The 23,472-nt window shown below is 46.3% G+C and carries 24 protein-coding genes; 5 read left to right on the top strand and 19 right to left on the bottom strand.

Annotated features, from left to right (window positions below; all coding sequences use genetic code 11):
* Window positions 1-52 precede the first annotated feature (52 nt).
* From ACN081_RS02980 to glf, 14 genes are all read right to left on the bottom strand, one after another.
* Window positions 53-553, bottom strand: a complete 501-nt coding sequence (locus ACN081_RS02980) for a DUF4190 domain-containing protein (protein ID WP_419106911.1) — start codon at window positions 551-553, stop codon at window positions 53-55.
* A gap of 36 nt (window positions 554-589) precedes the next feature.
* Window positions 590-1,081: an SsrA-binding protein SmpB gene (gene smpB, locus ACN081_RS02975; protein ID WP_419101518.1), complete on the bottom strand. Its 492-nt coding sequence runs from the start codon at window positions 1,079-1,081 to the stop codon at window positions 590-592.
* Window positions 1,082-1,096: 15 nt separating this feature from the next.
* Complete coding sequence (gene prfB / locus ACN081_RS02970) at window positions 1,097-2,209, bottom strand: peptide chain release factor 2 (protein WP_419106910.1); 1,113 nt, start codon at window positions 2,207-2,209, stop codon at window positions 1,097-1,099.
* A gap of 42 nt (window positions 2,210-2,251) precedes the next feature.
* Window positions 2,252-2,728 (bottom strand): pilus assembly protein TadG-related protein, encoded by a 477-nt coding sequence (locus tag ACN081_RS02965; protein ID WP_419106909.1) that lies wholly within the window; start codon window positions 2,726-2,728, stop codon window positions 2,252-2,254.
* The gene (locus ACN081_RS02960) at window positions 2,725-3,180 is read right to left on the bottom strand and encodes a hypothetical protein (RefSeq protein WP_419106908.1); all 456 of its coding nucleotides are present in this window, start codon (window positions 3,178-3,180) and stop codon (window positions 2,725-2,727) included. The genes ACN081_RS02965 and ACN081_RS02960 overlap by 4 nt, the downstream gene beginning before the upstream one ends.
* Before the next feature lie 3 nt (window positions 3,181-3,183).
* The gene (locus tag ACN081_RS02955; RefSeq protein WP_419106907.1) at window positions 3,184-3,639 is read right to left on the bottom strand and encodes a TadE/TadG family type IV pilus assembly protein; all 456 of its coding nucleotides are present in this window, start codon (window positions 3,637-3,639) and stop codon (window positions 3,184-3,186) included.
* 16 nt (window positions 3,640-3,655) lie between these two features.
* Entirely contained in the window at window positions 3,656-3,862 is a 207-nt protein-coding gene (locus ACN081_RS02950; RefSeq protein ID WP_419101523.1) for a hypothetical protein, read from the bottom strand.
* A 46-nt stretch (window positions 3,863-3,908) separates the two neighbouring features.
* Window positions 3,909-4,838, bottom strand: coding sequence for a type II secretion system F family protein (locus tag ACN081_RS02945; protein WP_419106019.1), 930 nt, complete (start codon window positions 4,836-4,838; stop codon window positions 3,909-3,911).
* On the bottom strand, window positions 4,835-5,692 hold the full coding sequence (locus ACN081_RS02940) for a type II secretion system F family protein (protein ID WP_419103653.1): 858 nt from the start codon (window positions 5,690-5,692) through the stop codon (window positions 4,835-4,837). The genes ACN081_RS02945 and ACN081_RS02940 overlap by 4 nt, the downstream gene beginning before the upstream one ends.
* Window positions 5,693-5,701: 9 nt before the next feature.
* A complete protein-coding gene (locus ACN081_RS02935) occupies window positions 5,702-6,946 on the bottom strand; it encodes a CpaF family protein (protein ID WP_419101526.1) in 1,245 nt (414 codons plus the stop codon).
* A gap of 346 nt (window positions 6,947-7,292) precedes the next feature.
* A complete protein-coding gene (locus tag ACN081_RS02930; protein WP_419106906.1) occupies window positions 7,293-8,075 on the bottom strand; it encodes an ABC transporter ATP-binding protein in 783 nt (260 codons plus the stop codon).
* A 6-nt stretch (window positions 8,076-8,081) separates the two neighbouring features.
* Window positions 8,082-8,966: an ABC transporter permease gene (locus ACN081_RS02925; protein WP_419106905.1), complete on the bottom strand. Its 885-nt coding sequence runs from the start codon at window positions 8,964-8,966 to the stop codon at window positions 8,082-8,084.
* On the bottom strand, window positions 8,963-10,978 hold the full coding sequence (locus ACN081_RS02920; RefSeq protein WP_419106904.1) for a glycosyltransferase: 2,016 nt from the start codon (window positions 10,976-10,978) through the stop codon (window positions 8,963-8,965). The genes ACN081_RS02925 and ACN081_RS02920 overlap by 4 nt, the downstream gene beginning before the upstream one ends.
* A gap of 3 nt (window positions 10,979-10,981) precedes the next feature.
* The gene (gene glf / locus ACN081_RS02915; protein ID WP_419103516.1) at window positions 10,982-12,169 is read right to left on the bottom strand and encodes a UDP-galactopyranose mutase; all 1,188 of its coding nucleotides are present in this window, start codon (window positions 12,167-12,169) and stop codon (window positions 10,982-10,984) included.
* 349 nt (window positions 12,170-12,518) lie between these two features.
* On the opposite strand from glf, the gene ACN081_RS02910 reads away from it, so the two are divergent.
* Window positions 12,519-16,280, top strand: a complete 3,762-nt coding sequence (locus ACN081_RS02910) for an FtsK/SpoIIIE domain-containing protein (protein WP_419106903.1) — start codon at window positions 12,519-12,521, stop codon at window positions 16,278-16,280.
* On the opposite strand, the gene ACN081_RS02905 is transcribed toward ACN081_RS02910, so the two are convergent.
* The gene (locus tag ACN081_RS02905; RefSeq protein ID WP_419103518.1) at window positions 16,264-16,626 is read right to left on the bottom strand and encodes a hypothetical protein; all 363 of its coding nucleotides are present in this window, start codon (window positions 16,624-16,626) and stop codon (window positions 16,264-16,266) included. The genes ACN081_RS02910 and ACN081_RS02905 overlap by 17 nt on opposite strands.
* Before the next feature lie 265 nt (window positions 16,627-16,891).
* On the opposite strand from ACN081_RS02905, the gene ACN081_RS02900 reads away from it, so the two are divergent.
* Window positions 16,892-17,140 carry a WhiB family transcriptional regulator gene (locus tag ACN081_RS02900; RefSeq protein WP_419101533.1) on the top strand — a complete coding sequence of 83 codons (249 nt, stop codon included), beginning with the start codon at window positions 16,892-16,894 and terminating at the stop codon, window positions 17,138-17,140.
* Window positions 17,141-17,250: 110 nt separating this feature from the next.
* Here ACN081_RS02900 and ACN081_RS02895 read toward each other — a convergent pair whose 3' ends face one another.
* The 3 genes from ACN081_RS02895 to ACN081_RS02885 are packed head-to-tail and all read right to left on the bottom strand — an operon-like array spanning window position 17,251 to window position 20,858.
* Complete coding sequence (locus tag ACN081_RS02895) at window positions 17,251-18,780, bottom strand: sensor histidine kinase (RefSeq protein ID WP_419103519.1); 1,530 nt, start codon at window positions 18,778-18,780, stop codon at window positions 17,251-17,253.
* A gap of 60 nt (window positions 18,781-18,840) precedes the next feature.
* On the bottom strand, window positions 18,841-20,211 hold the full coding sequence (locus ACN081_RS02890; protein WP_419106902.1) for an AAA family ATPase: 1,371 nt from the start codon (window positions 20,209-20,211) through the stop codon (window positions 18,841-18,843).
* Between the two features lie 8 nt (window positions 20,212-20,219).
* On the bottom strand, window positions 20,220-20,858 hold the full coding sequence (locus ACN081_RS02885) for a flagellar biosynthesis protein FlgA (RefSeq protein ID WP_419103521.1): 639 nt from the start codon (window positions 20,856-20,858) through the stop codon (window positions 20,220-20,222).
* Window positions 20,859-21,097: 239 nt separating this feature from the next.
* Between ACN081_RS02885 and ACN081_RS02880 the strand changes: the two genes are divergently transcribed.
* Window positions 21,098-21,313, top strand: a complete 216-nt coding sequence (locus ACN081_RS02880) for a helix-turn-helix domain-containing protein (protein WP_419106901.1) — start codon at window positions 21,098-21,100, stop codon at window positions 21,311-21,313.
* Window positions 21,314-21,326: 13 nt separating this feature from the next.
* Here the strand turns inward: ACN081_RS02880 and ACN081_RS02875 are convergent, their stop codons facing one another.
* Window positions 21,327-21,878 (bottom strand): hypothetical protein, encoded by a 552-nt coding sequence (locus ACN081_RS02875; RefSeq protein WP_419106900.1) that lies wholly within the window; start codon window positions 21,876-21,878, stop codon window positions 21,327-21,329.
* Between the two features lie 154 nt (window positions 21,879-22,032).
* Between ACN081_RS02875 and ACN081_RS02870 the strand changes: the two genes are divergently transcribed.
* Both ACN081_RS02870 and ACN081_RS02865 read left to right on the top strand, forming a co-directional pair.
* Window positions 22,033-22,848 (top strand): LysM peptidoglycan-binding domain-containing protein, encoded by an 816-nt coding sequence (locus ACN081_RS02870; protein WP_419106899.1) that lies wholly within the window; start codon window positions 22,033-22,035, stop codon window positions 22,846-22,848.
* 47 nt (window positions 22,849-22,895) lie between these two features.
* The gene (locus tag ACN081_RS02865; protein ID WP_419106898.1) at window positions 22,896-23,411 is read left to right on the top strand and encodes an Rv3235 family protein; all 516 of its coding nucleotides are present in this window, start codon (window positions 22,896-22,898) and stop codon (window positions 23,409-23,411) included.
* Window positions 23,412-23,472: the final 61 nt, after the last annotated feature.

Here is a 23,472-nt window from a genome sequence, read left to right as displayed (position 1 = left end):
TTCACTCATGGAAACACCATCCTACACTATAGGTTGAGTGTTTAGCAAAGGTTTAGGAGTTAGAAATTTCTACCTCAATGCCTTTGGACTTTGAATCAGTGTAATCGGTGATGCACTGTTCTAGCTGGGTGGGGTTGTCTTGGTATTCTTTGCAGTGTTCTGCTGCTTCAAAACCAATGTTAATAGCCACACTCCAGAAGAATGCCATCACAATAGCAGCAAGAATAGAGAGCACACCCAAGATAATGCCGGCGATTGCTTTGCCACGTCCAGCCATGGGGTATGGTTTGAGCTTACGCAACGCCATAATACCTAGGATGAGGGCGATGAGGCCCAGTAGACCGCCGATGACGAGCCATCCGCTCAAGAAGCCGAGAATACCGAGAATTAGAGCGGCAAGTGACATTCCTTCGCCGGGTACTTTCTGCCCGGGCATAGGTGCGTACGCGTTAGGCTGAGGCATCTGGTATCCGCCTTGGGGTGCTTGGTTGTTATACCCGTTGTGTGAGTTTTGCTCAGGCTGAGGGGTGTTGCCATAAGGATTTTCAGACATGATTGTTCTCCCGTTTTTTGTTATGTGTTTGTTCAGCTATCCGAGGTTTTTGTATCGCATAGCTCGACGTGCTTCGAGACTATCTTGTTTCTCTCGTAGCGCTTGACGTTTGTCGTACTCACGTTTACCGGTTGCTAACGCGATAGAGACTTTGACCTTGCCCTTTGTGAAGTAGAGTTTCAGTGGAATTACTGCATACCCTGTTTCACGAAGTTTTTGGTCAATTCTGTTGATTTCACTGCGGTGCATGAGGAGTTTTCGTCGCCGTTTCGCGGCGTGGTTCGTCCATGAGCCACGTCCGTATTCGGCAATGTTGACGCCTTCTAACCAGAGTTCGTTGCCGTACATCTGGCAGAAACCATCGACAATAGATGCTCCGCCGTCACGCAATGATTTCACTTCTGTACCTAACAATACAATGCCGGCTTCATAAGTATCAATGATGTTGTAGTTGTGTGTAGCTCGACGGTTTGAGGCAATGACATGGTTATTTGGGTCTGCCCCTGAGCTTTTCTTTTTCTTCGCCATCTAAATGTTCACCTCCTATCCTTCTGCGCGTTCGGTAGCGCGCCATCGAATACCCGCATCGATAAAGCCTTCTAACTTTCCATCGAATACGGCGCTGGGGTTACCTTCTTCGTAGTTTGTTCTGAGGTCTTTGACCATTTGGAAGGGGTTCAGAACGTAGGAGCGCATTTGGTCACCCCATGTTGCTTTGACGTCTCCTGCGAGTTCTTTCTTCTTTGCGTCTTCTTGTTCTTTTTTCAGTAACAAGAGTCGGGATTGAAGAACGCGTAAAGCTTCAGCTTTGTTTTGAAGCTGAGATTTCTCATTTTGCATGGAGACAACGATGCCCGTAGGGATATGAGTGAGGCGAACAGCGGAGTCTGTTGTGTTAACAGATTGCCCGCCGGGCCCAGAGCTACGGAATACATCAATCTTAATGTCGGAGTCGGGAATGTCAATATAGTCGGTTTGTTCGATGAGTGGAATAACTTCTACCGCGGCGAACGATGTTTGACGACGTCCTTGGTGATCGAATGGGGAGATGCGTACGAGTCGGTGTGTACCTGCTTCTACCGAGAGTTTGCCGTAGGCAAAGGGTGCTTGCACTTCAAACGTTGTTGATTTGATGCCGGCTTCTTCTGCGTAGGAGGTGTCGAGTATTTGGGTGGTAAACCCGTTTTTCTCAGCCCAGCGAAGGTACATTCGTTGAAGCATTTGAGCGAAGTCTGCTGCGTCTACTCCTCCTGCGCCGGAGCGAATTGTGACGACTGCTTCACGCTGGTCGTATTCGCCGGAGAGCAGCGTGACGACTTCGAGATCAGCAAGTTTTTGTTGAATATCTTCTAGCTCTGTTTGCGCGTCGTCAAGCATGGTTGGTTCATCTTCTTCTTCAGCAAGTTCGACGAGGGCTTCAAGGTCGTCGATGCGTGAGTGAAGACGTTCTAGACGTTCTAGTTCAGATTGTTTATGTGATAATTGTGAGGTTATTTTTTGCGCTTTTTCTGGGGAGTCCCATAGGTCGGGCGCGCCTGCTGCTTCAGATAGCTCTGCGATAGAGTTTTTGAGCGCGTTAATATCGCTCACCTCGGCAATTGATGCGTAGGTTGAGCGTAATGTTTTAATCTCTGCAGAAAAATCTAATGAAGCCATGACTCTTAAGCCTAACTGAAAAACAATAATTCTGCTGTATGTTTACTGTTCTAGACGGCTACGAGCAGAACTTGTTGCGCTTATTTCTACTCCTTCAGGGACGATAACGCTCACAAGAGGGAGTTTAACCCGTGCACGCAAGGTCACAAGGGCGGTCTCGGGTGTAGATGCTCCTGTTGGTGAGGAGAGTATCAAGGCCTCAAATTGTGTGTATGCAGAACTTTCTCGAAGAAAATTTTGTGCACTCTCTTGCACAGAGGCGTCGTTCAGAAGGACTCGAGGTTTTACCCCACCACGATGTAACGCTCTAATCTCTTGTGCAGCGGCAGAGCTAGTGCGGTCCGCAAGAACTTGCAATTTTTTATGTTCTACATATACGGCGCTAATTCCAGCAGTAACAGAGGCAATGAGTAGAAGGACTAGACATAACCCAATCAGCAAGAGCATGATACTCCCCTGCTCTTGTTCCTTATGTGCGGGTGTAGAGAAGCTAATGGCATCGTGTGGTTTTCTTATCAACGGTATTTTCCTATCCATACAGAGCTTGTGGAATTCATCGTTGCAATAGAACCAACATCAAGTAAGGGCATCAAAGGTAGTTGAACGTCCACACTAGCTGTTACATCAATCCGTTGTTGGCTGTGGCAATCATTCACACAACTTAGTTGAAAATGTATTTGTTCACCGTTGAGGTTATAGTCTTTCCCTACAAGTTCTGCAATATTGCGTAAGGCTCTAGGGTTGAGCGCTTTCCCACCTGCATCATGAATGGTCTGCCCCAGTTGTGCAGAGATGGAAGAGGCTGCTAGAGCACCAGAATGTAGGGTAAAGACGGTGAGAAGAAAATAGACGGTAGGGATAAAGAGCATGACGCTTAATCCCACGAATTCAATCAAGGCGTTGCCGTCTTCTCTTGTGTTCTTTTGAATGAACTTTGTGATGGTGGCTTTAAGGCAAGAAGATGCGTTCATCTTTTATGTTCCTTCTGGTGTAGGAACTATTGCGTGTGCCGCTACATCAATACCGTGTTCAAACCCGAAAGGTCCTACGACCGGTAGTGCGCCATGCACACGGATTTCGAGAGTCTGATACCCATCTACCGTAACGAGTTGATAACTCACCTCTGATGAGTACGCGGTTGGAAGTTCAGAGGCAATGATGTCTCGTGTGCGTTGTGCACCGTCAGAGTAGTTACAATCGAGGAGGGCGCCGTATCGTGCACCTGTTGAGGCAGCATCAATCAAAATATTGCGAGTATAAATTGCAAAGGTTATTTGTAATACCAGCGCAAAGAACAAGACAGCAAGAGAACTGACCATCACAAATTCTGCGGTGGCATTACCGTCTTCTGCAGTGTTGCGTATTTTTTCTTTGGACAAAAGATGCTGCCTCAACGGGGTGTGAAAGAATCTGAGTTCTTTTGTGCTCATCAGCTTAAGCTCACGCTTATTGACCAATCATTCCGATGGCGTTGTTGAACATGTTCAGCAACGCATCTTTTGCGACGACGAGCAGCGCAGCAACAAGGATTGCGGTCATCATCGTGATCATCACCCAGCCGGGGACGTCTCCACGTTCTTCTTCTGTTTTAGCTTGTAAAGTCCAGATAAATGCGGTAACGGTGGCAAGAATTTTTTGGATGAGCTCTTTCATGGGTGTTCTCCTTAGGTAGTTTTTTGGTCGTAGAGACCCGTGTTTTTTAGAAGTTGAGGTTGATAAGCGATAGTCCTGGGAAAATCGCGAAAACAACCGTCAATGGCAAAATGAAGAAAATAATGGGTGCCATCATGGCAATCTCTTTTTTTCCTGCAATTTCCATTAACTCTCTTTTTGCGTTGTCGCGTACGTCTTGTGCTTGTGCTCGAAGAACATCAGCCAGTGGTGTTCCTCGTTCAATGGCGACGACGATACCGTCCACAAAACGTGATAGCGGTGGTAAAGAAGTACGCTGCGAAAAATCTTGAAGGGCGTTCACGAGGCTGTCTCCTGAGCGCATTTGGGAGAGAATCTTTTGGAACTCTGTCGCAAGTTCACCAGAAGAACAGTTGCAGACTCGTTCGATGGCGCCGAGGGCTGATTCTCCTGCGGTAACCGATAGTGCCATGAGTTCGGCAAGGGCTGGGAACTCTGCAATCATTTGGGATTCTCGTTGTTTGATGTTTTGAGTCAGCCACCAATCTCTTGCAAGGAATCCGGTGATGGCGCAAAAGATGGAGAGCAAGAAGGCTGCGATAAAGTCTATATTTCCTCGTAATGCGCCCGTGCCAAAGATGAGTATGCTCAATAAAAGTGCCGTAGTTGCCCATACGAGTTGTTCAGCTCTAAAGGTTGTGACGTCCATTGAGCTGCCACTGTGAATAAGGCGTTTTTGCAAGGCTACGCTGTTGGCGGTTGACGAGTTGAAACGTTGCTGTATGGATTGGGATATGGGTCGGATGAGTTCAACGCTGCCGCTGATGAGGCCTAGATGTTGGTTTCTCGCGTGGAGGTGCTGGGTTTTCATCTCGATGGCTTTGAGTTGCGGGGCGATACGATCACTAAAGTCTGTTGTGCGCCCTCGATAGAGTGCATCTCCTACGAGCCAAAGGCCGGCGGCTAAGATCAGGCTGAGTATGAGGAGGATGCTCATACGAGGACTCTTTTCTCTTCGGGTAGCTCGCCAAGTTTGAGCATAAGACGGTAGGCAATAATTGAGATGATGAGCCCACTAAGCATGACCATAAATCCAGAAAAGCTATTGTAAATATGGACAGTTCCTGGTTGGGTTGCCATGAGGCAGAGTACGACCCAGGGTGCTGCGACAGCAAGTTTTGCGGCGTTGATGGTCCATGACTGTCGGGCTTCAAGTTCGGATCGGGTTCGGGCGTTTTCTCGTAAGAATTCGCTGAGGGTTCCCAATAGTTTTCCGAGGTCAGTGCCTCCAACTTCTCGTGTTACTTTGAGCGCTTCGACGATGTTATCTGCGGTGGGGTCTGAGAGCCGTTCTTTGAGTCGGTTAAGGGATGCAACGAACTCGCCAGTAGAACGATAGTCAGCAGAGAATTGTTCGAAAGCTGGACGGAGTTCTTCTGGTCCACGGTATTGGAGTTGCATCAGAGCCTCTGGCAGGGAGAGTCCTGCACGGATGGCAGAGCGTAGATGGTCTACGACGTCGGGCCAGAGTTCTCGCATGAGAGCTACACGTTTCTTTGCTCGCTGACGAATCATCATCCATGGTGCTATACATCCTAGGCAGGTGCTCAATAGTGCAAGGTTATATAGTGCAGTCAGCGCAAAAATCACAAGCCCCAGAAACAGTGCAAAGCATATGCTAATAAGGTAGAACATTTTTGCGGAGACTCGGTGTACGTCTGCTTGGTGAAGTAAAAGTCTTATTTTTGAGTCAAAAGTATTTTTTCGTGGTTCTTTGGCTGGTTGTTCCCAACAGGATAGCCAGATGAGGAATACCCCAATGCCTAAGGTCAAACCCAAAATAATGTTCATGAGACTCCCCTAGCTTTGCCCTAGTACGTTCTCAAAGGTGTAACCCTGTTGAGCAAACTTTTCTGCTGCAGGTAATTCAGATGCGTATAAGGTGAAGTCTTCTCCGTCTCGTTTAAAAATAGTGCTTGTTTCGATAATCCCGTTTTCTACGCGATTTCCTAGCGCAATAATTTCTTGAACGTGGCGTTGACCGCGACGTGTTCTTGTGCAGTGCACAACGAGGTCAAAACAGGAGGCAACGGTTGGAACCACAAATTGCGAGGAGATATTTTCACCGGCAAGAAGGGGCAGAGTGCACATTTTGGTGACGGCATCTCGTGCAGAATTAGCGTGGATGGTGCACATACCTGGTAGACCAGAGTTTAGTGCGATAAGCATGTCGAGGGATTCTGCTTCACGGACCTCTCCGATGAGTAGCCGGTCAGGGCGCATACGTAGCGCTTCTTTGACGAGCCTACGTAGGTGTATTTCGCCTTTTCCTTCGAGGTTAGCTTGCCGACATTGCATCCCAACGACGTCTCGTAATGGGACGTTGAGTTCAAAGATTTCTTCGCAGGTGATGACGCGTTCTCGTGCTCCGATGCTTGAGCAAAGACAGTTGAGCATGGTTGTTTTCCCTGCTTGCGTTGCACCGGAGACGAGAATGTTCAGTCCGCTGGCGACAGCCGCATCGAGGAATCGAGCGGCAGCGGCGTTCAATGACCCTAAACGGACCAGGTCGTTGAGGCTTCTAGCGCGCGCAATAAATTTTCGGATGTTGACGTTCCAATGTTTCTTGGTGATGTCGGGAATAACCACGTGCAGGCGGCTACCGTCGGGCAATGAGGCGTCGACGAAGGGTGTGCTGAGGTCTAGCCTGCGTCCAGATATTTTGAGCATGCGTTCTACGAGAGAGCGGATTTGTTCACTATTGAGTGTTATTCCGGTTAGTTCAGATTCGCCTGCTCGAGCAACAAAAATTTCGCTGGGAGAGTTAATCCAAATTTCTTCGACGCTGGGGTCTTCAAGGTATGGCTGTAGCGCACCAAAACCACAGATTTGGTGGATGAGCCATTGTCGTGCGTTGGTCAAGTCTTCAATGCGCGGGAGGGTTCCACGAACCATGCGTGTTTCGTAAGCGTTGAGAGCTTGATCGATGAGTTGATGCGCTTGTTGAGTGTTGTTGAGAGGGTCAATTCCGCTTTCACGGATGAGCTCTCGAACATCGTCTTCAAGGATTTGATGCCCTGAGTTGCGTTGTTGTGTTAGGTGCATGGTTTTCTTTGCGTTTGTATGGCAGTGGTTAGCCTAAACATCAGTTCAGACATAAAAAATCTAAATCTACAACATTTTTATTTCAACTAAATGTTATTTTTGTGGATAAGTTGAAGACTTTTGGACACCTTGGAGCACATGTTTTCACCCAAATGGCCCACTAATTTTCACTAAACATTTAATGAAAGTGCTAGTCAAGAGTTCTTTCAAGAAATAAATATGTTAAGTTGTCTACAGAAGACCCCACAAGAAGTAATAAAACGTTATCCCTTGCCATAACACAAACATGCGGGTAACCTGCCCGAGGTTACCCGCATGAATATCTATCACAAGATGAAATTATTGTTTAGGAGTCGAGACTCTCACCGCGCATAATCTTCACGGCATCGTCAACAGGCCCGTCAAAAACCATATGTCCACCGTCCATGATGATGCCACGATCACAAATCTTTGAAATCATATCTAGCTCGTGGCTCACCACAACGAGAGTCTTTCCCTCCAAACACAACTGGCGGATACGTTCCAGACACTTCTTCTGGAATTTTTCATCACCAACAGCAAGAATCTCATCAACTAAGAAAATTTCTGGATCTGTGTGTACTGCTACCGCAAAAGCAAGTCGAAGATACATGCCTGAAGAATAAAACTTCACTTCAGTATCCATAAAATCACCAATTTCTGCGAACTCTTCAATAGAGGCAAATTTTTCGGTAATTTCTTCTTTGCTCATACCAAGGATAGCGGCATTCAAATAGACATTATCGCGTCCGGTCAAGTCAGGGTGAAAACCTGCACCCACTTCAATGAGACCTGCGATACGGCCACGAGCCAGCACCCGACCAGAATCCGGAACCATCACACCAGATATCAGCTTAAGCATGGTGGATTTTCCAGAACCGTTTTTACCTAATAAGGCAACACGCTCCCCCTCGCGGATGTCGAAGGTCACTTCATTGACGGCATTAAATTTTTCGTTCAGGTCACCTTTACGTCCGTTCACAAGCCAAATAAAAGCTTCTTTCATAGAACGTGTATGACGCAGCACAAAACGTTTGATAAGCCTATCAACACGAATGACCACAGTACCATGAGGGTTCACTGGAGGTAAGTCAAACTTTTTAACTTTCATCAATGATCAGAGCTCCTGAGCGAAGTTGCCTTCAAAGCGGCGGAAGAAAATATCTCCCAGCAACAAGAAGAACAACGACACCAAAATCGCTACAGGCGTCCAGAACGTCAGTAGATGAGGTGGAATCTGTGCAGCAACCGAAGACGCTAATTCTGCTTCATCAAGAGTTGGCATCCAAAAAGCGTAATGATAAAGCTCCACAGCAATGGTCACAGGGTTCAGCAAGTAAAGGTTAATAACCCAGGGGTAAAGGGTGTCGCGCACCATCGTCCACGAATACAGCACCGGAGAAATCCATGTTGCAATCATCAACAACATATCAACGATGTTTTCAGAATCCCTAAAGAAAACATTGGCTACACCGAATATTAGCCCCAGCCCTGAAGAGAAAATCATAATGATAATCGTGGCAACGATGACCGCGCCGAGTTGTTTCACATCTGGTGACCAGCCTGCAAAGAAACAGGCGACTAAAAGCACCACCACTTGCGGAACAAAATGTATCAACGCCACCCAAACCGTTGAGACAGAGAACAGCTCACGCGGCAGGTAAATCTTTTTAATCAAAGAACCATTAGCGATGAGTGCCCTCGCCCCATTACTAAACCCTTCAGAGAAGAAGTTAATAATGACCATTCCAGAGAAAAGGTAGATGGCGTAATTATGCATTCCCCGTTCTAGTCCCAAGAACACGCCAAGAGCAATATAGAACACACTAAACTGCACAGCAGGTTTAATGTACGACCATAAAATACCTAGCACAGATCCGCGATAACGAACCTGAATCTCCTTATCCACAAGAAGTTTAAGAAGGTACTTATGGGAGGGTATATCGCGTAGACCACGACCTGAGCCCGGAACGGTTAAAGGAATATCAGCAAGATTTTTCATCGAGTAATTTCAGATTCAGTATGTTGATCAAACGTTTTCTTCCATGACTCAAAAGAAGTCAATTCAGTAGCAGCCGCGCGGTATTGCTGACGTAGCTGAGGCCAGCTCTTAAGAATCTGTGCCGTCAGTTTTGTTGATTCAACAAGTTTAGAGCGCAACTGCTGAGGGTCACGTTTATACCATGAAACGGCAGAACCTTCTGCATTAGAAACCAAAACAGAATCATACTGGGACATACGCCACCAACGGTTATCGAGGTGGGCAATATGTGCCTGTGGACGGTTCTTATAGGTATCTTCAACAGGTTTAACAAGCTGCTTTGCAAGAGTTTTAACAGCCCAAGGAACCAAGCTCTTATAGGATGGTGGCGCAAAACCGCGGCCATTACGTGGGGGCTTGTGCATCTTCGGTTCGGGGAAGGACTCGATGTCTTCTTTGAATTGTGCATCCGAGTACTGTTGTACAAGTTCACGAATCTGGGGAAGACGCTCAGACAAAATCGTATGTAGCTGTTCGGGGCCTTGAAGAATATCGCGTAAAGCCATAATTCTTCCATGTTCAGTAAAGTACTGCATCGAAATAAGATGTTTCACATCTGCAAACGAAGATTCTTGTAAGAGCTTTCCGCCACGCTCATAAGGTGAGTGGAGTAATGAGGTGATGATGCGGTTACGAATGTGGAAGTATGCCTGCCAACCAACAAGATCATCTTTATCTGCCCATGAGACGTGCCAAACAGCTGCACCAGGTAGAGATACAGTATGGTATCCAGCTTCTTTAGCTCTTAGACCGTACTCCACGTCATCCCATTTGATGAAGATGGGTAGAGAAAGACCAATTTCTTTGATGACTTGCGTTGGGATGAGGTCCATCCACCAACCGTTGTAATCGACGTCGGTTCGACGATGCAACCATGGGGTATTACGCAAGCTACCGTGCAAGAAATCATGTCCAAGGAATTGATCTGCGTGAGGTAATGAGGGTTGGAAGCGATAGCGGTTTACAACCTCGCCAAAGGTGTGTAAGACCGTACGGTTGTAGAGGTCAAACATGTGTCCACCCACAATAGTAGGTTTACGGCACATATCGGCAAAAGTGAGTAGACGAATAATAGATTCTGGTTCAACGACGACATCGTCATCTAGTAGAAGGGCGTAGTCGCTACCGTTTTCTACTGCTTCATACATGCCGCGAGCAAAACCACCAGATCCGCCCAAGTTACCTTGATTGATGATGCGCAGTTTTCCAGGAAGCTGCGCTGCGACTTCTTCAAAGCCTTCAGCATCTTGAAGTTTTTGGCTACCTTGGTCAACGATAAGAATTTCTTGAAGGTTTTCCAAAACTTCTGGATTTTTTGCCAGCAGACGTAGGTTATCTAGGCAGAAGTCTTGTTTGTTCATGGTGGTAATCTGCAATGTAATTTTCCCTGCAGTTTTACCGTCGTCTTCACCCATCCACTGAGCAGAGTGAAGAATCAGGTTATCTTCACCGCTAGCAATGAGCTCGAACCAGTACCAGCCGCCGTCACCAAAGGGTTTAAGCGTCAAATCGAATTCTGTGGTTTCTTTACCAGAAAGGCTTTTCGAATCAACACGCTGAATAGACCCGCGTGCATTGGACTTATACACAACGATAGTTCCAGTGCCGTTCGTACGTGTTTGCAAACGCACAGAGGTCAGGTTTGTCCAACGTTTCCAATAAGAAGCAGGGAAAGCGTTGAAGTAGGTGGCAAAAGAAAGCCGTGTTCCGGAACGAATGAGGGTAGAACTACGACCGATAAAGTCCTCGATTTGAGTTTCTGACACCTTCGAACCAAGGTTTGCAGAGTCGGTGCGTTCTGTTGTGTCTGCGGTGTCTAGGGAATCATTAGAGGTGAGTGCACCTGAGACGTGTGAGAGTTGCACACCAGTAGCAATACCAGAATCTACGTATAGAGGGATGGTATCGGTCTGTTCACGTTCAGGGAAGATAACGCGTTGTAGAGTCTTCATGGTTAAAGTTTCAGCGCCCATAACCTATACCTCTACTCCGCCAGAGACAATTTTCTGGCCTTTTTCGAAGTGAGGTCGAATTTTATTATCGAACATTGATAGTGCAGAGCCAATAGCCATGTGCATATCAAGGTACTTGTAAGTTCCAAGACGTCCTCCGAAGAGTACGCTCTTCTCCCCTGCGGCAAGGTCGCGGTACGCAAGAAGTTTTTGACGATTGCTGTCAGTGTTGATGGGGTAATAGGGTTCGTCGCCCTTTTCTGCAAAACGAGAGTACTCACGCATAATGACGGTGGCGTCTTTGGTGTAGTCACGTTCTGGGTGGAAGTGACGGAACTCGTGAATGCGGGTGAACGGAACGTTTTCATCAGAGTAGTTCATCACTGCACAGCCTTGGAAATCTTCCATTTCAAGGACTTCTTCTTCCAAGTCGATAGTACGCCAAGACAAGTCACCTTCAGCGTAATCGAAGTATCGGTCAATAGGGCCAGTATAGACAACAGGGATCTGGCCAAGAACTTTTGAACGAGAGTATTCATGGCCATCTTCAAAGAAGTCAGTGTTCAGGTGAACCTCAATATTGGGGTGTGCAGCCATACGCTCTAACCATGCAGCGTAACCGTCTACAGGAAGACCTTCATATTTATCGTTGAAGTAACGGTTGTCGTAGTTATAGCGCACAGGAAGACGAGAAATAATAGATGCGGGGAGTTTCTCAGGCGGGGTCTGCCATTGTTTTGCGGTGTAGTGCTTAACAAAAGCTTCATACAGCGGACGGCCGATAAGAGAGATACCTTTATCATTCAGGTTTGCGGGGTCAGTTCCAGCAAATTCTCCAGCTTGTTCTTGGATGAGAGCCTTAGCTTCTGCAGGAGAGTATGCGGCGTTGAAGAACTGGTTGATGGTTCCGAGGTTGATAGGTAGGGGGTAAACGATGCCTTTATATTGTGCGTATACGCGGTGTTTATAGTCCGTGAACTCTGTAAAACGGTTGACGTATTCCCAAACACGTTCATTTGAGGTGTGGAATAGGTGCGCACCATATCGGTGCACTTCAATACCAGTGCGCTCTTCTTTTTCACTGTATGCGTTACCGCCAATGTGAGAACGACGGTCCAGAAGCGCAACCTTCAGTCCCAATTCAGTAGCGGCTTGCTCTGCGATTGTCAGTCCGAAAAGACCTGAACCTACGACAACAAGATCAGCGTTCACAAATACTCCTGTACTTCTCGCTTGAGTGATAAGCCGCTCAAGCTTTCTTTATTATCTTGGCGTAGCCCCCAACAGCGCTACAACGGGTGGTTCTTATGATGCTTTTATTAAAAGACATATCAACAAAAACATTCAGTAAACAAACTACCTGAATTTCTATTGTATCTCTCGTGTCCTCACAGCGGTTCATGCACTTGAAAGTGATTAATCCATCAAAAAGTGATGAAGAAGTCAATATATACCTTATTTTGGGGAAAACTTTCAGAGATATTTAAGAAATATCCCAAGTTATCCACATCTTATTGCGAGGTTCTTGAAGCGCCCTTATACCGCTAGCTCTAATGGACGTATGGAGCGCTTTTTCTTGATATATCACCACAACGCTGGCACCTACACACCTATCCGTGTTGAAACGCATGAAGAAATTTGCGGGGCTTCATTCCAAGCAGCTTTAGAACACTCATCGCAGATACCGCCACTATACGTCCACGACCTTGCCCTCTCAAAGGTGACTGATATTAGGTTGTTACCCTCAGGAACTATCTTAAACACCGAGCCTCGAAGCCTTCCCCACCATTCAAAAGTTATCTGTTACCTCTGCGTTGAAAGTGGCCCAGACTGCGGCCTAATATACCCACTCACACGTGGAACATACACTATTGGACGTTCTGATTGCGATATCACTATCGCAGATATGGCCTTAGCCCCTCACAACGGAACCATCACAATATCTCCTACACAGTTACTTTTTCACCGCGATGAGCACACCTCAGTTTCGTTAGCTCTAGATACCCCATTCCGTATGGGGGATTCGCTCTGCGTCCTAATTCAAGACCTTTCATGTAGGCATCGTCCACTAACACCTGAAATGCTAGCTCCGCTAGACATCACCCCACCAGCGACCGCTAAAAACACTCTTCAACGAGCGCTGATGACACTCATGCCATTAGCATTGGGAGTGTTCATTGCGTGGCTCATGCATACGTGGATTTTTCTTCTCTTTTCAGTAGCAACTTCTGTACTCATGGGCATCCATTGGATGATGACTAGGCATGAGAACACACAATACCGTGATTTTATACAGACCAAAGCGCAGGAAGATGCAGACCAAGCCAATCATGTTCATCATGCAGGCTGTCCGGGGTACTCCCCCAAACACCAGCCAAGGATTCTATGCCTTGGCAGAACTCAACGCTATGCAGCACTCACTCACAAAAACTCACATCTAACGAATCTACCTCTCATACACGATGTTGGTTTCTTCTTAAGATACGGAGAGAAAGATACCGTACGTATCTATACACATATCTCACAAGGAGCTTTACGTTCTTTACTTCTACAAATATGTTCGCAGCATAAGCACACCATTATTTTTACGCCAGAGTTCATTCACGAATACCCTGCAGAATACGCGCTATTAGAAACCCTCACTCTTATCGAGACGGCAGACATTAACTCGTGTCATAGGCCGTGGATTATTACAACCTACTCTTCAGAAAAACCACAACACCTCCAGAAAGAAAAAAATTATCTCCTCATCTGTACCTCACCAGAGGATCTCTCACATTCCTCACATATGGCAGAAAACAGCATCACGCTTTTACAAGAAAACCCTTATACCTCTCTCATCACAGTACACACTCCCAGTTATTTCTCCCGATACGTACCAGAAGATAGCCAGCAATCCATAACAGTATTAGCCAACCAGATGAGTGTTCAGGCCTTCGCAAACTCCATCAGTCGACAGTTACGCCACCATCGAAATCACCAACATCAGCTAATATCTAGCAGCATTGAGTCATTCTCGCTCTTTACACAAACGCATCCGTTATATCAGATGCTTCCACCCAAAATCCCATTAGAAATTAATGTGCTCGTTGGAGTTGTTGACGGGAAAGAACATTATCTAGGACTTAATCAAGATGGACCGCACTGGCTTGTTGCAGGAACTACCGGCTCTGGAAAATCACATCTGCTTCGAGCCTTATTGCTGTCAATGCTCTACCAATATGCGCCAGAACGTCTTGGACTAGTACTCATCGACTATAAGGGTGGGAGCACATTTAGTCCCTTTGCTCAGGTGCCACATACGCGCGCTTTCCTAACTGATCTTGATGCCTCTAGCGTACAGCGGGCGTTTCTCTTCCTACGAGCAGAGTTACGACGTAGAGAAGAACACTTTGCAACCCTAGGTTGTAGCTCCTACACCGATTACCTCAAACAGCACACCTCAGGTTCTGGACTACTTCCAGAACTCGTCATTGTGATTGATGAATATAAAATGCTGATAGATGCCCACCCAGAAGCTCACTCACATATTGTGGCTATTGCCAGTATCGGGCGTTCTTTGGGAGTACATCTCATTCTTTCAACGCAAAGACCGCAAGGAAGCGTTGCATCAGATATTCGAGCTAATATCGCCACGACACTTTGTCTTCGGGTTTCTTCAGTACAAGAATCTATGAGCCTCATCAATAGTGACGCCGCATCAAAAATATCAACTTCAACACCCGGTGCAGGGCTTATTTATCAAACAGATGAACAGTTGCTCCCCTTCCAAGGGGTGTCTATCGACACCCCAGCACACCAACCAAAAACACCATTGACTATCCAATACATTGGTTCTTCACAGCATCCTCCATCTGTAGTTGAGCAGAGCCATGACGAAGATTCTATACTTCGCAGTTACCTCGAACATATTGAATCCACCAAAGTTTTCGAAAGCCCTATTCTTCCCGCACCAGACAAACATCATCTGCATTACAGAGCATCTCATCGGCAAGAGCATTTTGGTGGGGTGTTAGAGCTTCCCGCTCAAGGATTACACCATAGATTACGTTTCTGCCCAGAAGAAGGAACCTATGCCCTCGTAGGAGCCCCCGACGAGACAGAAAATTATCTCTATTCATTCCTTGCCCAAGCAGCACATATGGGCGCTGACCTCTACCTATTTACGGCAGATACACGGTTCTATGAAAAGATGAGAGCACTCCAGCCAGAAGGGAAAAACGCGTGTTTTAAAGTTTTAGTAAGCCCCTATGACCCAGAATTTTTACGACATACTATTGAACATCTCATATCTCATCCTCCTCAGAACAATTCACAAGTCATTCTCTTTGACGCACTTGATGTCTGGCTCGAAAACTACGCCCGAGAACGCACCTTAGAAAACCTGATTCTCTCACTACTCATCGACCAGATTCCTCAACGCACGGTATTAGTCACCGCGCGCCAACCTTTGAAGGGAAGATTCTCCACTATTGCACGCACAGCATTATATTCGGCACACACCGTTGAACATGACCCTCTGCGGGCCCATCAACGGAACTACCCTATACCAGCACCAGGAGAGTTTACGTTGGAAGGAGAAGCCCTCCACCGCGTTAAAGGTGCAGAAAAGATGAGAGCGGGGTTAGTTTACCCGTCTCATTGTTCTTATGAAGAGTTAGCGCAAGAACTCCCCATCACACAGCCTTTATTCGAACAAATACCAGAACATATCTCGTGGAAACGATGGCAAACAGCTATTCAAAACTCCCATAAATATTCGGATAGCGCATCTTTAGCTATCGGTGTAGAAACCGCAAAAAATACTGTACATATCCCCATCGTTTCAGGAGCATATACTCCTATCGTCGGGGGTGCCCGTAGCGGTAAAACAAATACGCTCAAAGTCCTACAACATAGCAACCAGCACTATGCTGGCTTATTGATTCACGGGCAGAAAACGAGTTCTGCTCAGAGCCTCAAAGAACTTTTAGAAAAAATATCTGCCCCAGAACAACTCATCGTTTTTGTAGATGATGCTCATTATCTAAGCTCAGAAGCGCAGAAGGCTCTCTTAGAGTTTAGTTTTCAAACCCGCCATATGTTCTATGTTTACAGTCCAGAAGCACGTTGGTCACATCTGCCACTTGCAGTAGCAGCTAAAACGGCACAGCAGGGGGTGCTGCTACGACCTCAAGGGCATGCTGAGTTACAGTTCTACCCACATCTACGACTCCCTTACACTGCGATGACAGAAGGCAAAATACCTCCAGGCAGAGCTGTTCTCATAGAATCTCAGGAACGAAGATGTTGCCAGGTGCCCCTAGCTATTGAAGATATTTAGACACTGTAGAGCTAAACAATACGATGGTGTTTACCCCCGCGCTCAGAAGCACGATGAGAGCAAGGATATGCCCCGAAACGATAACAGCTTGAACCGCAATAATGATGATAAATAGTTGCCACACGAGAATCAGTGAACGCGCATATCCACGAGCCTTAAGCAACGCATAGGCACTCCACCCCAGACACAACGCAATAGCAATGAAACAGAAAGTCAGAGGTAAGCCAACGGCAAGATCGGTAGCAAATACAGTGAGTAAAACAGCATATACGCTGATACAAAGGGCTTGAAGAAAGACCAACACTGAAACTGTTTTAACGGCTGTTGGTGCGTTATATCCTAGCATCGGCACTCCCCTGTATTGTCGAACTGTTCACCGGAAGACATCCTATCTCAGATTTAGACTGCTCAGAAACGGTTGCGTGATGCTCTGTGATAGAACACTCAAGTTTTATTGACATTTTTCCGGTTAAAACTCTTGTCTATAAGTTCATTACGTGCGAACCTTATTGAGGTTTGATATGGCCCCTAACCTTAGGGGCCATGATTTGTTGTAGAAGCATCATGCAGCTATTAGTTGGGTGCTTCAGGTCTATAAGGAGAACGTGCTCATGGATTGGCGTAGCCGTGCTGCTTGTTTGGAGAAAGACCCAGAACTCTTTTTTCCCGTAGGAAATAGTGGTCCGGCTCTTCTCCAAATTGAAGAAGCAAAAACGGTGTGCCGCAACTGCACGGTTATGGACACCTGTTTGCAGTGGGCCATCGAAACTAGCCAGGATTCTGGTGTTTGGGGTGGAACAAGTGAAGACGAACGCCGTGCCATTAAACGACGTGTCGCCCGAGCTCGTAGAGCTTCCTAAACATACCGCATCTAACAGCGAGGTTTCTCATCTCTCAACTATGAAGGAGATAGGAAACCTCGCTGTTATTTTATCTCCCAAAAGGGGTACTCCTAGAACTACGGGAAAGACTATTCCCCTGTATCAACCAACACTGCATCAATAACAACTTCAGTTCCTTGTGGTTCGGCAGGACGCCAACGGATAGAACCGTTCAATTCACTTGCCACAAGAGTACGAACAATCTGCATACCAAGTCCCTCATCGTTACTAATCGTCAAGGAACCGGCATTATCTGAGGCAGGGATACTGGTATCTCCCATACCAACGCCATCGTCAGTAATAGTGATTCTTAAAGTATCTTCATGGGCCTTGTTGTGGCCTCTCTCCCCACGAAGAATAACAGTTCCCGCCTGACCAGCTAAGCCATGTTCTACAGCATTAGCAACAATCTCATTAATAATCAGCGCTAATGGAGTGGCAAACTGACTCGGCAGCTCCCCAAAACTTCCTTCAAGAACGGTACGAACTTCCTGACCGGGGGAAGCTAACTCTGCAGCAAAACGGAATTGGCGCTGAATTAATTCATCAAAATCTACGCTTTGTGTCAGCCCTTGAGAGAGTGTCTCGTGTACTAATGCAATAGTTGCCACACGTCTCATCGCCTCCTCAAGTCCTTGTTTAGCTTCTTCGGTGTGCATACGTCGAGATTGCAAACGTAGCAACGCAGAAACTGTTTGAAGATTATTTTTAACACGATGGTGTATTTCTCGGATGGTGGCATCTTTGGTCATCATCTCTAACTCGCGACGGCGTAGTTCAGTGACGTCACGGCATAGTAGTACTGCACCATAGCGTTCTTCTCCAAGCGCTGTGGGCCGTCGAAGAGGAATTGCGCGAAAGGTCACGCTTGTGTTGTTTGCTCGTACTTCACCACGCCATGGCATTCTGCCGGTGAGCACGAGTGGAAGCGTTTCGTCTGCTTTCTCACCGCAAGGAATGAGTTCTCGTGTTTTATCGACAAGTCGTGTATCTTCTAGTTCTTCTTTTAACCCTAATCTTTTATAGGTTGAGGCGGCATTGGGGGATGCAAAAAGCACTTTGCCTTCTGCGTCAAGAGTAATCACCCCGTCGCTAACTCGTGGGTTACCACGAGAGCTTCCTACGGGGGCAGTAAATTCAGGCCATGCTCCACGAGTGACCATTTGTAAAAGATCCATAGAAAACTTTTGACACATCAATTCAACTTTCGGTGGAATACGTGCGTCAAATAATTCTGTGTGTACGGTCAATAAGGCAATAACCCGTTCTTCCCTCATGAGGGGAACCATACAGGTGTTAGTTCGTGTGCCGGTTTCTGGCAGTATGTGAGAAAACTTTTTAACGGTTTTTTGAGACCATGCCTGTTCTGCATGAGGGACAAGATCTTCATACATAGTTTTGTTCACCATATCGCGGTGAAACAGTGTATGCACAGTAGAAGGACGCACCTGTGCCACACTCATAAATTGGTGTGGTGGTTCGATACTTTGGGGTAGCCAGAGGACAAGGTCTCCGTGGGCAGCGTCAGCGATAATCTGCCAATCACCGAGAAGTAAATGTAACCATTCGGAGTCTCGTGGACTGAGGTTCTCAGAATAAATGGTGGCTTCTCTAAGCATTCTTCTGCCCCTTGGTGTGCAGCTCGTCTTGATTATCTACACACATGACGATACCACCTGTTAGGTAGAGTTTTTCTTCCTCCACCACCGTTTTTTTGGAGGTTTGGAGCTATCGTCATGGCGTTTAACACTCACCACCGTAGCTCCTTCTTGATTCGCATGTTGTGCAGATTTTTCTTCACCTGTTGTAAGTGTCGATAACATGTTTCGTATTGTTTGTGTCATCGGAGATTGTTTGGAAACTTCAACAACGGTTTTCCCAGAAAGAGCACATTTGTCGACGATAGACGGTTCGTGAGAGATGAAGCCTCTAATAGGTTTTTCGGGGCCAAAGCGTTGCCATGATTGCAGTATTTTTTCTTCAGGTCGGTTTCCTACTGAGTTTGGACGAACTTTATTAACCCAGATATCGACGGTGGCGTTGAGGTTTCTTCGTTGTTGGAACTCTTGGAGTTCTTCATACGAGCGCAGCAGTCTGGGGATTCCTAGTACATCAGCGCTGCCGAGCAGAATGATGTTGTCTGCAGATTCTAAGGCAACGTGCGTTGCCGCATTACGACTTGGTGCGACCCCATCAAAAGTAATTTCTTCGTCCTCTTCTATGCAGAATCCGGTATCGATAATGATGAGGTCATAATTTTGGCGCAAGGTTGTTAGAAGAAGTTCGAATGCTTGAGAACGGATTTCTGGCCAACGGTCGCTACGTGTGATTCCAGTAATGACGTCGAGGTAGCCACCTTCAATTTTGATAGTACTTATGATCTCATGAATGTTCTCTGATGTTAATGTTGCCCTGTCTGCAAGGTGACATAACTGAGCTAAACCAGAGTAGTCTTCTAACATTCCTAAAAGTGCGCTCACTGATGGGGCGTAGGTATCAGCATCAATCAGACATACTTTTTCTTGTTCTTGAGTTGCGCATACGGCAAGGTTTATGGCGATTGTTGATCGTCCAGGTGACCCTGCCCCACCCCAGACCGTGAGAATTTTTGCGTTATATGACCCCTCATCTTGGGGTTCTTTATCCGCGTTGTGAGGAGAGTCTTCCTCCCGTTTTTCAGGTTCTTGATGGTGTTCGCCGTCTTTTTTGTATTCTTCGGTGAAGGTAATCTGTTCAATCTGGTTGAGGAGTTCTTGTGTGTCAGTGAGGGAACTGATGGTATGAGCACCGGCGATGTGGGGTGCTTCGCCAGGGTCTGCGATGATAAGGGTGATGACTTGAGATTCAGAGAGCTGATGCACTAATGATGCGGTGAGGTCTTCATAGCCGCTGACGAGCAGGGCAACACGCGCTATACCACTATGTGCGATACCGATGAGGTCACTGAGTTCTTGAACGTGTCGTACAACGTTGATGGCGCCACGTTGACGTTCAATTGCTTGGATATATTGTCCAGCAGTATCACCTAAAACAACTACGGGGATATTCATAGGTTTTCCTAGAAAGATGGAACTAACGATATTTTGCTGTCGTTAGAGGTGGCGTGGAGAATAGAGGAGAGGACGTCTTCACTAACGAGCAGTTGTAGGGCGGTTTTTCCGGTAGAGCCAAGGACTGAATCTTCGCTGTTGATACGAGCTATTTCGGCTTGTTCCATTAGACGCACAGGAGTTGCGTATCCGTTACCGGTCTCGTTCTTTGAAGATACCCAAACATCTACGAGGTCTCCTGCTTTATATCCTGATGCAATGGTGGAGTCGAGAACGATTGTTGTTTTCTTACGGTCATTTTGTTCGACTTCTCCGAGAGAGTTTTTAGGTATGAGCTGGTGTGCACCAATAAATTGGGTTGCAATATGTGGTGTTCCGCTGTCTTCTGTAGAGAGATAGTGCGAGGAGGCTTCGCTGAGTCGGACGTCTACTTTTTTGAGGTCTTTTTCGCTGATTTCTTCTCCGACATAGATTTCTCGTGTCGTGACCCAATAGGGTTTTGTTTGGTTGGAGATATTGACGACGGTGATAACTCCGGTGAGTGACATAAGAATCAGAAAGAGTCCGATAAGTAGCTTCGGGTCTTTAAAACCAGGTTTTTGTAACCGTGAGGCAAAGGCTTTAGGTGCTTTGGGGTCTGTTTTCATGAGGGACTTCTGTCAGTTCTCTAGGCAGTTTTGGGCTTGGGTAACAGCCTACTGAATTTTCAGATTCTTAGCATCTCAAAAACAAAAGTTTCATTTCTTTACCATAAATCTGTGGATAACCCCACCTTGTGATTATCAAAGTAGAGCACATTTCAATATCCGCTATCAAATAGCATGAAATACGGGTTATAGTAATGAACAGCTATCCCCTCTTTCAAAACGCTAACGAGGATATTTTTATGGTCAAGCAACGTTTTTACACACTGACAGAAGTTGGAGAAATTCTCAATATTTCTCTCGCTCAAGCACGCGCTATCGTGCGTTCAGGTGAGCTTCCTGCCATACAAATTGGCGGACGAGGTCAGTGGAGAGTTGAAGACGTCAAACTTGAAGAATATATCGCACAAGCGTATCAAAAGGCTGAACAAGCTATTGAGCAGAATCAGTTAACCTAGTTTTCGGTTGATATCACACGTTTCGAGGGGAGCAAGCTGCCCCCACATTTTCTAGTCCGACAACACGCATACCAGTAATATTTCTTGAACGGTATTGCCCGTCTAAAGGGTGTAATGCAACTTCTATAAAATCTAACCCTACTTTTTCAACTGTCCCTTCAGTCGTTGTCACAAAATCACGGTGAAAAATACGTAGGGGTGTTCTAGCTACACTAAGCGCTCGAAACGCATAGGAAAAATTAAGTTTTCTGGTAATCGCTCCCGCATCTAGTTGAGAGCGCCTGTTTTCGCCTTCCCACCACAGAATAGAGCGTAGGGGTATCAGAATATTTTCTGTTGTCGAGCGAAGCTGCACCCACCCGTTACCTACAGTTTCAAGCTCTACACTCCACAGTATGGACGGATGGCAACATACTCGAATACGACGTCCTTGTTGTGCTGCTAAACGGTCCACCTGCTGGATTTTTGCAAATTCTGCACGTCGCGATTCCTGAGCAGATGACTCTATCTCTTGTTGTCGCAGTGAATCGAGTTGAGCTTCGTAGTCTCTAAAAATCTTTTCCATCGACACTTGTATATCCCATCTTTGGTTCTCATCAAGATATTTTTTTCTATTTTCTATGAAAAATTATTTAAAACTCTTTACTTTTAACATCAAGACAGTACATACTCTATCTAAAGACGTCAAACTACATCAAATGGCATAATAAGAGGTGTTTATGTATCAAACGAGCATGTTGGGTAAAGCCCAAGTCAGCTGTTCAAGAACTGACTATCTTCTCAGCGTTGGAACACCTCTCCTCGCAATATGCACAATTTTCGGCTCTCGCTTAGCACTAACCACCACAAAACCAACACATCTTGATTATGTATATGTACAGTTCGTCCTTTGTCTCAGTGGTTTAGTCCTGCTTTGGTGGTGTACAAGTATCTTCTTCATTCTGCGTTCATACCGATTCCAGCAGAGAAACCCTCACAGGCGCCTTCACCTTCCCTCGTGGGCACCGACGTGCCTCAAAAACTGTGCACTAGCGCTAATCGGGATTGGCGTTATCTGCACTCCAGCACAGGCGTACTCCCCCACACAAACAGCAACCGCAATCACTTGCGTAGGGCAAGGACAAGTAGAGAATATAGAGTCCAAGCCTATGAGCCCTCCGTTGACGACATTCTTTACGTCAAAAATTTCTCAGCATGATTCTGCCGAAAAAAGATCTTCTGGATATGAGGCCAAAAATAGTTCTCTACACCACATCATGCTCTCAGCCTCAGAGAAAGAATATATTCCGCTCACTCCACTCTTTGGAGTCACCACATCAACACGAAGCGTGCACACTAAAGCCCCCGCAAAAGATCACGTTGTTCAAGCAGGAGACACCCTTTGGAACATTGCACAAACACATTTAGGAGAAGACGCAACGCCTAGCAGCATTCTGGAATATAGCTACCAGATTTACCAACATAATCAGGAACTCCTACGTGCCTACGAAGCACCCATATATCCAGGAGAAAAACTCACTCTTCCCAACACCTAGAACCACCCACCCTACCTATATACCAAAGACGATATAAGGACATCATCATGGCTATCCACCAACCCGAGTCCACACCAAACCAACAACGTTTTACTGTTATCTCAGCTGAAGAATATGAGCGTTTCCGACAGGCCTTAGCTCGAGAAGAAAATATCAACTTCCGGCCTAAACGCCCCATCAGCCCAAGCAACGAAGAATGTAAAGCTATCGAAATCATGTGCGCAGGAATCAGCGTTGCAATTTTAGAAGTTTTTGCAGGACGACGTCCAACACAGCATATTGCACGGTGGCTTAGTCAAGAATGCTACCAACAGGTAACGCAAAGAGCTCAGCTCACCCAACAACTCCTACGGCAGCATAGTATGAGGACACCTCTCAAACCTTCTCCCACATCTCATAGGGCAAAACTGCCCAAAGCTCGCCGTGCTAAAGCGCAAAAAGTACGAACAGATACGTTTGAAGTATGTCTCATCATGGAAGATTTGGCCCGAGTACGAGCCATAGCTATGAGAGTAGAAAAAGTTTTCTCCAAATGGAAGATTACAGCTCTAGAAATTGCATAAAATGACGGTGGGGTTGTTTACAAATATTGTCAGCACCCCAACCGAACAAATTTAAAATTTT

Source organism: Rothia sp. P13129 (assembly GCF_048512865.1).
GTDB lineage: Bacteria > Actinomycetota > Actinomycetes > Actinomycetales > Micrococcaceae > Rothia.
Note: the sequence above shows the minus strand (reverse complement) of the source record. Positions and strands in the feature narration are given on the sequence as shown.